The sequence below is a fragment of the Bradyrhizobium sp. 26S5 genome, assembly GCF_036923295.1.
In the GTDB taxonomy this organism is placed as follows: Bacteria; Pseudomonadota; Alphaproteobacteria; order Rhizobiales; family Xanthobacteraceae; genus Bradyrhizobium; species Bradyrhizobium septentrionale.
Genome location: NZ_CP145948.1, coordinates 4,297,850 through 4,311,122, shown reverse-complemented (window position 1 = coordinate 4,311,122; position 13,273 = coordinate 4,297,850). Strand labels below are relative to the sequence as shown.

Annotated in this window: 13 protein-coding genes; 2 read left to right on the top strand and 11 right to left on the bottom strand. The window is 65.6% G+C overall.

The window, feature by feature from the left end; translation table 11 throughout:
* The 10 genes from V5279_RS19725 to V5279_RS19680 all read right to left on the bottom strand — a co-directional run bounded on the left by V5279_RS19725 (position 1) and on the right by V5279_RS19680 (position 9,787).
* Positions 1–1,257 (bottom strand): TCR/Tet family MFS transporter, encoded by a 1,257-nt coding sequence (locus tag V5279_RS19725; protein WP_414645936.1) that lies wholly within the window; start codon positions 1,255–1,257, stop codon positions 1–3.
* Positions 1,254–2,639: a ribosome biogenesis GTPase Der gene (der, locus tag V5279_RS19720; protein WP_338700153.1), complete on the bottom strand. Its 1,386-nt coding sequence runs from the start codon at positions 2,637–2,639 to the stop codon at positions 1,254–1,256. Before der ends, V5279_RS19725 begins: the two co-directional genes overlap by 4 nt.
* Positions 2,640–2,779: 140 nt before the next feature.
* Positions 2,780–3,343, bottom strand: a complete 564-nt coding sequence (locus V5279_RS19715) for a hypothetical protein (RefSeq protein WP_338700151.1) — start codon at positions 3,341–3,343, stop codon at positions 2,780–2,782.
* Between the two features lie 108 nt (positions 3,344–3,451).
* Positions 3,452–4,108 carry a tetratricopeptide repeat protein gene (locus tag V5279_RS19710; RefSeq protein WP_029083556.1) on the bottom strand — a complete coding sequence of 219 codons (657 nt, stop codon included), beginning with the start codon at positions 4,106–4,108 and terminating at the stop codon, positions 3,452–3,454.
* 158 nt (positions 4,109–4,266) lie between these two features.
* Positions 4,267–5,859, bottom strand: coding sequence for a class I adenylate-forming enzyme family protein (locus V5279_RS19705; protein ID WP_338700149.1), 1,593 nt, complete (start codon positions 5,857–5,859; stop codon positions 4,267–4,269).
* Between the two features lie 11 nt (positions 5,860–5,870).
* On the bottom strand, positions 5,871–6,692 hold the full coding sequence (gene panB / locus V5279_RS19700) for a 3-methyl-2-oxobutanoate hydroxymethyltransferase (RefSeq protein WP_166296306.1): 822 nt from the start codon (positions 6,690–6,692) through the stop codon (positions 5,871–5,873).
* 2 nt (positions 6,693–6,694) lie between these two features.
* Complete coding sequence (locus V5279_RS19695; protein WP_338700145.1) at positions 6,695–7,279, bottom strand: NnrU family protein; 585 nt, start codon at positions 7,277–7,279, stop codon at positions 6,695–6,697.
* Between the two features lie 80 nt (positions 7,280–7,359).
* Positions 7,360–7,971: a hypothetical protein gene (locus V5279_RS19690; RefSeq protein WP_338701294.1), complete on the bottom strand. Its 612-nt coding sequence runs from the start codon at positions 7,969–7,971 to the stop codon at positions 7,360–7,362.
* Between the two features lie 100 nt (positions 7,972–8,071).
* Positions 8,072–8,467 (bottom strand): lactoylglutathione lyase, encoded by a 396-nt coding sequence (gene gloA, locus V5279_RS19685; protein WP_166296313.1) that lies wholly within the window; start codon positions 8,465–8,467, stop codon positions 8,072–8,074.
* Positions 8,468–8,524: 57 nt separating this feature from the next.
* Entirely contained in the window at positions 8,525–9,787 is a 1,263-nt protein-coding gene (locus tag V5279_RS19680) for an amidase (RefSeq protein ID WP_338700143.1), read from the bottom strand.
* A 99-nt stretch (positions 9,788–9,886) separates the two neighbouring features.
* Here V5279_RS19680 and V5279_RS19675 point away from each other — a divergent pair, with 99 nt between their 5' ends.
* Positions 9,887–10,777 (top strand): LysR substrate-binding domain-containing protein, encoded by an 891-nt coding sequence (locus V5279_RS19675; RefSeq protein ID WP_210297479.1) that lies wholly within the window; start codon positions 9,887–9,889, stop codon positions 10,775–10,777.
* A 381-nt stretch (positions 10,778–11,158) separates the two neighbouring features.
* Here V5279_RS19675 and V5279_RS19670 read toward each other — a convergent pair whose 3' ends face one another.
* Complete coding sequence (locus V5279_RS19670) at positions 11,159–12,778, bottom strand: peptide chain release factor 3 (RefSeq protein ID WP_338700140.1); 1,620 nt, start codon at positions 12,776–12,778, stop codon at positions 11,159–11,161.
* A 155-nt stretch (positions 12,779–12,933) separates the two neighbouring features.
* On the opposite strand from V5279_RS19670, the gene sugE reads away from it, so the two are divergent.
* Complete coding sequence (sugE, locus tag V5279_RS19665) at positions 12,934–13,248, top strand: quaternary ammonium compound efflux SMR transporter SugE (protein WP_029083562.1); 315 nt, start codon at positions 12,934–12,936, stop codon at positions 13,246–13,248.
* Positions 13,249–13,273: the final 25 nt, after the last annotated feature.

The window sequence follows — 13,273 nt, the reverse complement described above, 5'->3', positions numbered from 1 at the left end:
TCACCCACCCTGCGCAGGCGCCTTCGCCGTCGAACGCCATGCAATCGCGAGCGCGAGCAGCAGCAGCGCGCCCGCCAGATAGAATGGCGCGCCGGGCATCTTCACTGGCGCGTTGGCGCCGATGAAATGCGCAAATGTCAGCGTGAACAGGAACGGGCCGATCAGCTGCGAGACGCTCTGCACGCTTGACGTCGCGCCCTGCAGCTGGCCCTGCTGATCTGTCGCAACGAGCTGCGTGGTCAGCGCCTGGGTCGCGGCGCCCGCGACGCCCCACAGCGCCATCACGGGAATGCCGACCCAGAACCAATGGCCGGTCGGCGCCGCACCGAAGATCAAGAAACCGGCCGCGCCGAAGCCGAGGCCGAGGAACAGCGTCTTGCGCTCGCCGAAGCGCTTGACGATCGGGCCGATCGCCGCACCCTGCACGATCATGGCGCAGACGCCGACCAGCGCCAGCGTCGCGCCGACGGTGCCGGTGCTCCAGCCATAACGATAGGTCGCGTAGAGCACGAACACCGACGGCAGCACGACATGGGCAAGCTGGGCGAAGAAATTCACCAGCGACAGCCCGGCGAGCACCCGGTTCGAGCGCAACAGATGCAATGCGCCGACAGGATTGGCGCTCCGCCAGCGGAACGGCGAGCGCCGCCCGGCAGGCAGCGACTCCGGCAGGATCAGCAGGCCATAGAGGCCGTTGGCGAAGCTCAGGCCGGCTGCGACCCAGAACGGCAGCCGCGGATCGAATTGGCCGAGCAAACCGCCCAGCGCCGGCCCGAGGATGAATCCCGCGCCGAAGGCGACGCCGATCTTGCCGAACACGGCGGCGCGCTGCTCCGGCGCGGTGACGTCGGTGATGTAGGCGAATGCGGTCGAGATGCTCGCCGAGGTGATGCCCGAGACCATCCGGCCGATGAACAGCCAGCCCAGCTTCGGCGCGAGCGCCATCACCACATAGTCGGCGGCAAGCCCGAAGTTCGACAACAGCACCACGGGCCGGCGACCGAAGCGATCGGACAGCGCACCCAGGATCGGCGAGCAGAAAAACTGCATCAACGCCCAGATCGTACCGAACAGCCCGAAGATGCGCGCGGCGTTCGCGGTGTCGTTGTTGACGAAACTCTCGATCAGTTTCGGCAGGATCGGGATGACCACGCCGAGCGCGAGCGTGTCGAGCAGGATGGTGACGAAGATGAAGATGACGGCGGCACCGCGCGCCTGCGGCGCGTCCGTTCTGCCGTTCGCCACCTCTCCGCTCATGACGGGCGTTTGCGCTTGTGGGCGAACGGGTTGGCCTTTTCGCGCAACGTGATCCTGATCGGCGTGCCCGGCAGATCGAAGGTCTCGCGCAGCGAGTTGGTGAGGTAACGCAGGTAGGATCTCGGGATCGCGTCGGCGCGCGAGCAGAACAGCACGAAGCTCGGCGGGCGCGCCTTCACTTGCGTGATGTAGTTCAGCTTCAACCGGCGGCCCGAGACCGCCGGCGGCGGAGCGGCCTGGATCGCCTGCTCGAACCAGCGATTGAGCGCGGCCGTCGGCAAGCGCCGGTTCCAGACCGCATAGGCCTCCTGGATCGCAATCATCAGGCGGTCGATGCCCTCGCCCATCAGGCCGGAGACGGCGACAACAGGCACGCCCTTGACCTGGGGCAGCCAGTGGTCAGCATCGGTGCGCAGTTGCGATATCTGGTTGGGCTTGCGCTCGACGAGGTCCCATTTGTTGACCGCGAGCACGATGGCGCGGCCTTCGCGCTCGATCAGGTCGGCGATCCGCAGATCCTGCTCCTCGAACCTGTTCTGCGCGTCCATCATCATCACGACGACTTCGGCGAAGCGCACCGCGCGCAGCGCGTCGGCGACCGAGAGCTTCTCCAGCTTCTCCTCGATCCGCGAGCGGCGGCGCAGGCCTGCGGTATCAAACACGCGGAACTGGCGGCCCTGCCAGGTGATCTCGACCGCGATCGAATCGCGCGTGGTGCCGGCCTCGGGGCTGGTCAGCAGCCGCTCCTCGCCGAGCAGATGGTTGATCAGCGTCGACTTGCCGGCATTGGGCCGGCCGACGATCGCAACCCGGATCGGGCGCTGCGCGATCTCCTCGTCCGACCAATCCTCGACACCCTCGATCTCCTCTTCCTCCTCCTCGGCAGACTCCGGCATCAACGCACTGAGCGCATCGTGGAGATCGCCCATGCCCTCGCCATGCTCGGCCGAGATCTGGACGGGATCGCCGAGGCCGAGCGCGTAGGATTCCATCGCGCCGATCTCGCCGTGCTTGCCTTCCGCCTTGTTGGCGACCAGCACCACCGGCTTGTTGGCTTTCCGGGCGAAATCGGCGAAGGCGCGGTCGGTCGGCGTCAGGCCGACGCGGGCGTCGATCACGAACATCAGGGCGTCGGCAAGCTCGATTGCGGTCTCGGTCTGCTCCTGCATCCGCGCCGTCAGCGAGCCCTTGGCGCCTTCGTCGAGGCCCGCGGTATCGATGATGGTGAAGTCGAGATCATAGAGCCGGGCCTGGCCCTCGCGGCGGTCACGCGTCACGCCGGGTTCGTCGTCGACCAGCGCGAGCTTTTGGCCGACCAGCCGGTTGAACAGCGTCGACTTTCCGACATTGGGCCGGCCGATAATGGCGATGGTGAAGGACATGGATCATCCAGGCGCGGTCTGCGACGCGCGGGTCAAGGTGCTGGCAAGAACTACAGCAGGAATGTTGGTCGGTCGAAGCAAATGATCGGGCACCTTCCCCCTTCGTCGTAAGCGGGGCGAGGTGGAACTCAGCCTAACGGTTAGCGTGTAAAGCCGCCGCTCGGCACCGGCGCAGGGAAGCCGCCGCCGGATTGTTGCGAGGTCTGGGTCTGGGCCGGCGCCGCAGGCTGCGCCTGCTGGTCGTCGGCCGGCGGCGCGGTGGTGCGGCGGCGGACGATCTTCTTCGGCTTCGGCTCCGGCGGCAGCGCGGCGGGCGCACCCTCCTCCGGCGCGGCGTCGGGAGCCGCCGCCTGATCCGCCGCGGGGGCTGCGGCCGGCGCCGCCCGGCCCTTGGCGTTCTTCTTGGCGCCCTTCGACGGCTCGGGCGGCGGAGCCGCCTGGGCCGCTGCTGCCGCGGCGTTCTGCTGGTCGAGCTGTTCCTGCTGCGAGCCCTTGTACAATTCCTTCGGCACGCCCTGCTCGAGACCGGGCACGCCTTCCGGGAATACCGGCTTGCGGTCGCCTTGCAGCTTCTTCTTGGTATCGAGGAAGTCGAGCAGGTCGCTCGGATCGAAATTGGCCATACCGCCACCGCCGCAACCGGCCAGCACGCTGCAAAGCGCGGCGACGATTACGGCTGCGATCAGGCGTTGCGAGCGGCGCATGGTCGATCTCTCACTCAAACTCGGGTTCGTCTGGGCATGATCTCCGCGCAAACGCTTCGCGTTTGTCGCGAGGGAAAACCGGTTCCCACTTTTGCGGATCATGCCTCCTCAGCTCTTGGCGACCGGCGGCAACAAGGCCTGCAGCGCTTCGGCGCGCGAACGCAGGCTCGGCGGCGTCTCGCCGTCATTGGCTATCTGCTCGAGCCATTGCCGCGCGGCGGTGGCATCGTTGGCGCGCAAGGCCGACAGCGCCAGCAGCTCGCGCGCGGAGTGGCGGAAGGTCGAATCCTTCGCCGTGGCCGTCGCCTCGAGCCGCTGCAGCATGTTCGGATAGGTCGTGGTTTCCATCAGGATCTGCGCGGCGCGGATCCGCGCCAGATCCTGCTCGGGACCGCCGACGCTGCGATCGGCCGCGATCTCGTCATAGATCTTGGCTGCGGCCGGCTGGTCGCGGGTCGCGACCTCGGCGGCCATGCGCAGCCGCGCCAGATTGCGGTAGCCGGACGGCGCCTTGATGATGAGGTCGGCGAACGCAGCCTCTGCCTCGGCGTGCTTGTTCTGCTCGGACAGCTCGGCCGCGCGGTCGAACGCCGCACCGGCCTCGGCCGCCTTCTTGGCCTCGAGATATTGGTAGCCACGCCAGCCACCGACGCCGGCGACCACCAGGATCGCCAGCGCGATGATAAAGATCGAGTACTTGTCCCACAGCTTCTTGAGCTGATCGCGACGGACTTCCTCGTCGACTTCGTCAAATAATTCAGACACTTAAGGCTATCCCATCCCCTCGGGACCGCGAATCTCGGTGGGGCCATGCCCGCACCCGATCCCCACATCGCGGCGGCGTTACCCTAACGGTGTGGCGGAGGCAAGGCAAAGCGAGGCGGATCAAAGCGTTAACCGGGGAAGTTTGTCCGGCCCCGGGCTCACGCCCCCGCCAGGCCCTCGCGCAGCTGGCGCTTGATGACCTTGCCATTGGCATTGCGGGGCAGCGGCTCGGCGGTGAGTGCCATCGTCTCCGGCACCTTGTAGTCCGACAGACGCTCGGCACACCAGGCGCGCAGGCTCTCCACGTTGACGTCGGTACGGGTCACGATCACGGCGTGGACGCGCTCGCCGAGCACCGGGCAGGGCTTTGCGATGATCGCGCTCTCGACCACGGCGGGATGGCCTGAAAGCACCGACTCGACCTCGGCGGAATAGATCTTCAGGCCGCCGCGGTTGATCATGTCCTTCTGGCGGTCGAACACGCGGACGAAGTTAGCCGCGTCGACCGAGCCGAGATCGCCGGAATGCCAGAAGCCGGCGGTGAAACTCTCCGCGGTCGCCTTCGGATTGTTCCAGTAGCCCTTGATGACCGAGGCGCTGCGGATCCAGAGCTCGCCGATTTCGCCGCGCGGCACCTCGCGGCCGTCAGGCCCCATCACGATGATCTCGGCGCCGGGACACGGCAGGCCGACGCTGTCGATATGGGTCGCGGTCAGTTCGCCCGGCATCAAGGTCGAGGGCGACGTGGTCTCGGTCGCACCGTAGCAATTGGCGAGCTTCAGCCCGGGAATTTTTGCGTCGAGCTTCTCGATGGTGGCAACCGGCATCGGCGCGCCGCCGAAGCCGCCGATCCGCCAGCTCGACAGGTCGTAGCTGTCGAAATCCGGCTGCATCAGGCAGAGATTGTACATCGCCGGCACCATCACCGTGTAGGTGACCCGCTCGCGGGCGGCGACCTTGAGATACTCCGCCGCCTTGAACTCCGGCATGATGATCAGCGCACCGGCGCAGCGCGCCATGGTGGTGACGTTGGCGACCGCGCCGGTGACATGCGCGAGCGGCACCGCGGCGATCGAGCGATCGTCCCTGGTCAACTTCAGGCAGGACGCGAACACCTGTGAGGAATGGATGATGTTGCAATGGGCGAGCATCGCGCCCTTCGGCCGGCCGGTGGTGCCCGAGGTGTAGAGGATCATCGCGGTGTCCTCTTCGCTCACCTCCGCTGGCGCCTTGGCCGGCGCATTGTCGCGCAGACCTGCAAATTGCGACGAGCCGTCGTCGCTGACCGAGATGCGATGCTTGAGGCCTGGAATATCGGCAGCGTCCGGGATGCGATCGGCAAGCGATGCCTCATGGACCAGAAGCGTCGCGCCGCAATCGTTCAGCACATAGGCGATCTCGGGCTTCTGCTGGCGGGTCGAGAGCAGCACCGTGACCAGCCCGGCATGGGCGGCGGCGAACGTCGTCAGCACGAACTCGATGCGGTTGCCGAGCAGGATCGCGACGCGGTCGCCGGGCGCAAGACCAAGCGCGGCAAAGCCCGCCGCAACCTTCGCCGATTGCTCGGCCACCTCGCGCCAACTCAGGCGTTGATCGCCGCAGACCAGCGCCTCGCCGTCGCCGTTCTGCGCGACGGCCTCAGTGACCATCGCCCACAGGCTGCCCGGCCGTTCCGGGAACGCCGGCACGACGCGGTCACCGAAGCGCGGCTCGAGCCGCATCGGCGGCAGTGCGTGTTGCGACCAGTCCATGCGCGCTCTCGTCAGCTCTTCTTCATGCCGTAGACGTGCTCCGGCCCGGGGAAGGCGCGGCTCTTGACGTCGCGCGCATAGCCCGCGATCGCTTCCTCGATCATCGGTCCGAGATTGCCGTAGCGGCGCACGAATTTCGGCGCGCGCGGCGACAGGCCGAGCATGTCCTCCAGCACCAGCACCTGGCCATCACAGGCAGCACTGGCGCCGATGCCAATCGTCGGCACCGCGATCGATTGCGTGATCTTGCGCGCCAAGGGCTCGGCGACCGCCTCGACCACGATCGAGAACGCGCCGGCTTGCGCGATCGCGTGAGCGTCGTTTTCGATCGGCGCCCAGTTGGTCTCCTCGCGGCCCTGGGCGCGGAACGAGCCAAGCGTGTTGATCGACTGCGGCGTCAGGCCGATATGGCCCATCACGGGAATGCCGCGCTCGGAAAGGAACGCAACGGTTTCCGCCATCCGCGCGCCGCCCTCGAGCTTGACCGCGCCGCACAGCGTTTCCTTCATGATCCGCACCGCCGATTGAAACGCCTGCTCCTTGGAGCCTTCGTACGAGCCGAACGGCATGTCGACCACGACGAGGGCCGCCTGCGAGCCGCGCATCACGGCGCGGCCCTGCAGGATCATCATGTCGAGCGTGACCGGCACCGTGGTCTCGAAGCCGTGCATGACGTTGCCGAGGGAATCGCCGACCAGGATCGCGTCGCAATGACGGTCGACCAATGCTGCGGTGTGCGCGTGGTAGGACGTCAGCATCACGATCGGCTCGCCGTTCTTGCGGGCGCGCAGATCTGGCGCGGTCTTGCGCTTGATGGCGGATTGAACAGACATTCTCAGGCTCCCATGACAGGCACGCCGATCACGACCGGGTGGAACGCAAACGCAAGCGCCAGATAAGCGATGACACCGACCGCGATCGCGATCAGGTCGTTGGTTGGGCCGCCCACCGGGATCGGCGGCGCGCCGGCATCCGTGCGGCGCTTCAGCGAGATGCGGTCATAGACCGCCCAGCCGAGAATCGAGCCGAACAGGATGATCGAGCCGAGGTCGCCATTGGCGAGCAGATGCGCAAACGCCCACAGCTTCACGCCCGCCAGCATTGGGTGCTTCAGCGTGGTATAGATGCGGCCGCGGATATAGGAGGCGACGACCAGGATGACGGCGGGCAGCATCAGCGCCACCGCGATGTGCTTGAAAGCGGTCGGCGGCGTCCAGACGTCGATCCATCCGGTCGCGCGATAATGGCCGAAGCCCCAGACGATCAGGAACAGCCCTGCCGCGGCGGCGAGCGAATAAGCGATCTTGTAGACGCCCTCGCCCATCGTTTTGATCAGGCCGGCACGCAGGTCGCGCAGGCTGGTCAGCACATGGATGCCGAGGAACAGCACGAGACCCAGGATCATGACGAGCAGTCCCACGATGTTCCTCCCTGATCGATTGATGTCCTCGCGTAACATCCTCGCCGGGCGGTAGGCAATGCATCACGCCGGGCGGCGGATCAGGGGTTGCCGGCCGGCTTGGCGAACTCGCGGTTGTCGACATAGCGGATCATGATCGGGCGGCCGGCCAGCGCGCCGCCGAGCCCGCCGGTGAATTTCAGCGGCAGACAGGCGCCGAGCGAGGCGTTGATCGCATTGAGGTAGGTCGTGCGGGTGTCCGCCGGGACGCCTCGCGTCGCGAATGTCAGGCGCGGCGCGCCGATCATCTCGCCCGTCCGCTTGAAGCTGAAGCGCACCGACATCTGCATGCCCTCGCGCGCATCGTCGGGTGGCGGCGGCGCCCAGCAGGAACGCAGCGCCGCGAAGAGATCGCCGATGGTATCGAGATCATGGTCCGGTTTGTGGTACTTCTGGGCTTGCCCCTCGGGCGGCACGGTCAGGATCGTGAGCTGAAGATTTTCGCCGTACGGATAATCCATCTCTGGAAGGCACGGCCCATGGTTGAACACGCTGCAATAAGACGGCGTGCAGGGCCCGCCGTCGAGCACGCTGCAGGGCGTGTGCGCGAACGGCACCGGGTTCGTCTGTTGCCTTTCCTGCGCGCCGGCCACGCCCACAAGGCTGATGGCCAGCACGGCAAGAACGAGGTAGATGGCGATGCGTCGGAGCATGGACGAGCCCTGGAAGGCGGTCCAACCAAGATGTGAAACGCGGCGGGCAGGTTCAAGCCTTGCCGCGTTCACGTCCCCGCGCGTGTTTCATGCTGCGATGCTAGGCTGACGCGGCTCGCGCGTGTTGAATGAGCTCGACCTTGTAGCCATCCGGATCTTCGACGAAGGCGATGATCGACGTGCCAAATTTGACCGGGCCGGGATCCCGTCTGATCTTGACTCCGGCCGCGCGAAGGCTGCCGCAGAGGTCGTAGATGTCCGGGACCTCGATGACCAATTGGCCGAACGCGTTGCCGTGTTCATAAGTCTCGATGCCGTAATTGTATGTCAGCTCGAGTCCCGAACCGGCCGCCTCGCCGTAGCCGAGAAACGCAAGCGTATATCGCCCTTCCGGAACATCGCGGCGCCGGAGCTCCGTCATGCCGAGCTGCTTGTAGAACGAAATGCTTCGTTCGAGGTCACCGACGCGGATCATCGTGTACAGGATTCTGTTCATGGCTAGTCCTATTGGAAAATCTTTCGATGGCTAGGGTCAGCGGCTGCGCAGTGTTCATCAGGCCAGAGCGGCAGCGACCCATTGCGCCCAGGCGAGCGCTTCTCGATCGGCACCGGGTCGGGCAACGACCTGAATTCCAAGCGGCAGCCCCTCGGGGCCGGTTCCGGCTGGAACGGTGATGGCCGGGCCATGCAAGGCAGTCCAAAGCGAATTAAAGGACGAGTCCCCGGTCGAAGCGAGGCCCTCGGGAGCCTGGCCGGTAGCGGCGGGCGTGACCAGAATATCAAGATCCTCGATCGTCGCCGGAAACCGGCGGCGCAGCTGCGAAAGTGTCTCCGCCGCTTCGAGATAGTCGGCGTGGGAAATGGCCAATCCTGCGTCGAGTTGCTGCCGGAGAGGCGAACTGATCTGGTCTCGTGCATGCGCCAGCTCCCAGCCGAGCCCTTGAGCGGCCTCGCGATTGAGCACCTTGGGGAATGCAGTGTGAAATACATCGAAAGCTGACGGCAGCTCGCGATCGACGACCGCGGCACCCGCGCGCGATAACGCCGTCGCTACGTCAGCAAGAAGCTTGCGGGTCTCGGGCAGCGCCTTGTCCCAGCTGGGCGATCTGCATATTCCGATGCGAGGCGCGCGTTCAGGCTTCCGATCAGGATCGCCGAGCGGCAGGCCGCTGACGGTCCCGACCAAGAGCGCGCAATCAGCGACGCATCTGGCGACAACGCCAACCGTGTCAACGGTCTCGGCGACCAGCTTCACACCGCCGCGATTGATCACTCCGAAGCTCGGCTTGTAACCCACCACGCCACAATAGGCGGCCGGCTTGATCAGACTGCCCATCGCCTGCGTCCCATACGCAAGCGGGAAGAAGTAGTCCGCAACACCCGCCACCGAGCCGCTGCTCGATCCACCTGGGGTGTGCCCGAGCGTCAGCGGGTGAACCGTTGGACCAGGCGTGCGGATGGCGAACTCCGCGGTGACCGTCTTGCCGATCACCACGGCCCCGGCGGCGCGTACCCAAGTGACGGCGGCCGCATCGGCTTTCGGACGCCACGCCTTCCAGATCGGAGAACCATGCTCTGTGGGCATGTCGTGCGTATCGATGACATCCTTTACCCCGATCGGGATGCCATGGAGCGGCCCTGGATTTGCGTGGGCACTTCGCGCCTGATCCGGATCATGGAAGGCCAGCGCCCGGACCGCCGGGTCGCGATCGGCGATACGCGCGAGGCACGCTTCGAGAAGGTCGGCCGGCTTCAACCTGCCACTTTGAATGCGGCGAGTGGCGTCCGTTGCGGTCAGCTGAGAAAGGTCATCCATGGCGCGATTTCCAGTTGTGGCGTTGCCACTGGAAATAGCTCGGGACATATGATAAGAAAAACCAATATTTCTTATCCAACAATTTCGCTTAACTGAACTATGCGCAACCTCGACATGGACATCCTTCGGACTTTGGTGGCTGCCCAGGACCTGGGTGGCTTCAACCGCGCTGCCGACCAGGTCGGCCGGTCTCAGTCAGCGGTCAGCCAGCAAGTCCGGAAACTGGAGGAGCAGGTTGGCGAGGCCTTGTTCCGCAAGGAAGGACGAGGGTTGGTCCCCACCGAAGCCGGCGACGTGATCCTGCGCTATGCCCGTCGCATCCTCGATCTCAACGACGAGGCGATCGCCGCGGTGCGGGGAATCGCGATCGCGGGGACCGTCCGGTTTGGCTTGCCGAGCGACCTCGCCGAGACGTGGTTGCCGAAAGTGTTGGGGCACTTCAAGCGCGCCCATCCTGCTGTCTTGATCGAGGTCGTCGTCGAGCGCAACGCGCTGCTGCTCGAGCGGCTGGATAAGGGACAGCTTGATCTTGCGATCGCATTTGGCGGCGGTCCACGTGCCGATGCGCATCAATTGGCCGAGCTGCCGATGACGTGGATTGGCCCCGTATCGAAAGAGTCTGTGATCAAGACGAGCGAGCCGATATCGCTGGTGGTGTACAGCCCTCCCTGCTTCTTCCGTCAGGCGAGCATCGATGCCTTGGACAAGGCCGGCATCGCCTGGCACACATCGTTCACAAGCACCAGCCTGCACGGGCTATGGGCCGCCGTCGATGCGGGCCTTGGCATTACCCTGCGCACGGTCGTCGGTTTGCCTCGCTCCCTGACGGTGCTGCACGAATCCTCCGGCCTCCCGCCTGCCCCAACGATCCGATTGGCGTTGCATGATGCCGGCCGGGAATTGTCGCCCGCCGCCGAGCGGCTGAAGGCCATCCTGGTCGAAACGTTGGCCGATAGCCTACACGGCGCGAACCGAGCGCTTGCTCGGTAGCGCCGCTCCGGGTAGCAGCAAACTCGTTGTCATCGCCCGGCTTGACCGGGCGATCCAGTATTCCAGAGGCGGCGGTGTGTCATTGAGAAGCCGCGGCGTACTGGGTCCCCCGGTCCCGTCTACGCCAAGGCTTCGACGAGGCCACGAATCCCAGGCACGCCGAAGCTTTAGCGAAGGCGGCAAGCCGGGGGACGACAGCGGCAGGCTTGGCGACACTACGCCCGCTTCTTCACGTCCTCGCGCTTTTCGCGTCATAACCCAACTGTCATCGCCCGGCTCGACCGGGCGATCCAGTATTCCAGAGACGGTTGTGATCAATCGAGAGGCCGCGGCGTACTGGGTCCCCCGGTCAAGCCGGGGGACGACACCGAGGAATGGGCCTTACGCCTTCTTCTTCACGTCCTTGACGTTGGAGAAGGTGATGCCCTCGGCGCGCTCGCGGGTGTAGCCGAGATAGAACTCGTTCTTGGCCATGAACACGGGATCGCCGTCGACGTCGTCGGCAATGCCGGAATTGTTGGCGGCGACGAAGGCATCGAGCTTCTTGCGGTCGTCGGAGGAAATCCAGCGCGCCAGCGAGAATTCAGAGATCTCGAACTCGACCGGCAGAGAATATTCCGCATCCAGCCGCGCCTTCAGCACGTCGAGCTGCAGTGGGCCGACCACGCCGACCAGCGCCGGTGCGCCATCGCGCGGGCGGAACACCTGCACGACGCCCTCCTCCGACATCTGCTGCAGGGCTTCCTTCAGCTTCTTCGCCTTCATCGCATCCGTCAGGCGAACACGGCGGACGATTTCCGGCGCAAAGCTCGGCACGCCGACGAAGGTCAGATCCTCGCCCTCGGTCAGGGTATCGCCGATCCGCAAGGTGCCGTGGTTGGGAATGCCGACGACGTCGCCGGCAAAGGCCTCGTCCGCCACCGAGCGGTCCTGGGCAAAGAAGAATTGCGGGCTCGACAGGCTCATGTTCTTGCCGGTGCGCACCAGCTTGGCCTTCATGCCGCGGCTCAGCTTGCCCGAGCACAGCCGGGCGAAGGCGATGCGGTCGCGGTGGTTCGGATCCATGTTGGCCTGGATCTTGAACACGAAGGCGCTCATGCGCGGCTCGGCTGCCTCGACCTTGCGCAGATCCGAATCCTGCGCGCGCGGCGCCGGTGCGAACTTGCCGAGGCCTTCGAGCAAGTCGCCGACGCCGAAATTGCGCAGCGCGCTGCCGAAATAGACCGGCGTCAGATGGCCCTCGCGGAACGCCGCGAGCTCGAACGGCTTGCAGGCTTCCGAGGCCAGCGCAAGCTCGTCCCTGACCTCGGAGACGTCGAGATTGGGGTTGCGCTTGCCGAGATCGGCGATGTCGATCTGCTCGGTGGCGCCGGTCTTGGCGCCGCCGCCCTCGAGCAGCCGCACGCCGCCATTGACGACGTCATAGGTGCCGAGGAAGTCGCGGCCGCGGCCGACCGGCCAGGTCATCGGCGTGGTGTCGAGCGCCAGCGTCTTCTCGATCTCGTCGAGCAGGTCGAACGTGTCGCGGCTCTCGCGGTCCATCTTGTTGATGAAGGTGATGATCGGGATGTCGCGCAGGCGGCACACCTCGAACAGCTTTCGCGTCCGCGCCTCGATGCCCTTGGCGGCGTCGATCACCATGACCGCGGAGTCGACCGCGGTCAGCGTCCGGTAAGTGTCTTCCGAAAAGTCCTCGTGGCCCGGCGTGTCCAAGAGGTTGAACACGAGGTCGTTGAACTCGAAGGTCATCACCGAGGTGACGACCGAGATGCCGCGCTCGCGCTCGATCTTCATCCAGTCCGAACGGGTGTTGCGGCGCTCGCCCTTGGCCTTGACCTGGCCCGCGAGGTTGATGGCGCCGCCGAACAGCAGCAGCTTTTCCGTCAGCGTGGTCTTGCCGGCGTCCGGGTGGGAAATGATCGCAAAGGTGCGCCGTCGCGCCACTTCCTCTGACAGTGGCGAGCGGGACGGCGATTCGGTTGTTGCAGCGGTATCGGACATGGCGAGGCAGCGTTTGGCAGGGAAAACGGGCGCAATCAAGGGCGTTTTGTCGCGATGCGGACGGGCGCACCTTCCCCATATAGGTACGAGAAGGACGACCTTCTCCTCACCATACCGTCAGCGGGGACGACCCTGCCTTTTCTGGAGGGTTCGTGATGGCTTGGGCCATTCTGTTCACGGCTGGCCTGCTCGAGATCGGATGGGCGATCGGGCTGAAATATACCGAGGGTTTCTCGCGGCTGGTGCCCTCGGTGCTGACGCTCGCGGCGATGGCCGGCAGCGTGATCCTGCTTGGCATTGCGCTGAAGACGCTGCCGATTGGAACCGCCTATGCGGTCTGGACCGGGATCGGCGCGGTCGGCACCGCGGCGCTCGGCATCATCCTGCTCGGCGAACCCGCGACCGCGATGCGGCTCGCCAGCATCGCCCTGATCGTTTCCGGCATCGTCGGGCTGAAGCTCGTCGGATGAATCTCTTCTGGACGCGTTTTCTTAA

Excerpts from the sequence above, each read along its gene's own strand:
- V5279_RS19690 (WP_338701294.1), bottom strand. The coding sequence starts at position 7,971 with ATGCTCCGACGCATCGCCATCTACCTCGTTCTTGCCGTGCTGGCCATC.
- V5279_RS19680 (WP_338700143.1), bottom strand. The coding sequence starts at position 9,787 with ATGGATGACCTTTCTCAGCTGACCGCAACGGACGCCACTCGCCGCATT.
- der (WP_338700153.1), bottom strand. The coding sequence starts at position 2,639 with ATGTCCTTCACCATCGCCATTATCGGCCGGCCCAATGTCGGAAAGTCG.
- V5279_RS19705 (WP_338700149.1), bottom strand. The coding sequence starts at position 5,859 with ATGGACTGGTCGCAACACGCACTGCCGCCGATGCGGCTCGAGCCGCGC.
- panB (WP_166296306.1), bottom strand. The coding sequence starts at position 6,692 with ATGTCTGTTCAATCCGCCATCAAGCGCAAGACCGCGCCAGATCTGCGC.
- V5279_RS19725 (WP_414645936.1), bottom strand. The coding sequence starts at position 1,257 with ATGAGCGGAGAGGTGGCGAACGGCAGAACGGACGCGCCGCAGGCGCGC.
- sugE (WP_029083562.1), top strand. The coding sequence starts at position 12,934 with ATGGCTTGGGCCATTCTGTTCACGGCTGGCCTGCTCGAGATCGGATGG.
- gloA (WP_166296313.1), bottom strand. The coding sequence starts at position 8,467 with ATGAACAGAATCCTGTACACGATGATCCGCGTCGGTGACCTCGAACGA.
- V5279_RS19675 (WP_210297479.1), top strand. The coding sequence starts at position 9,887 with ATGCGCAACCTCGACATGGACATCCTTCGGACTTTGGTGGCTGCCCAG.
- V5279_RS19670 (WP_338700140.1), bottom strand. The coding sequence starts at position 12,778 with ATGTCCGATACCGCTGCAACAACCGAATCGCCGTCCCGCTCGCCACTG.
- V5279_RS19715 (WP_338700151.1), bottom strand. The coding sequence starts at position 3,343 with ATGCGCCGCTCGCAACGCCTGATCGCAGCCGTAATCGTCGCCGCGCTT.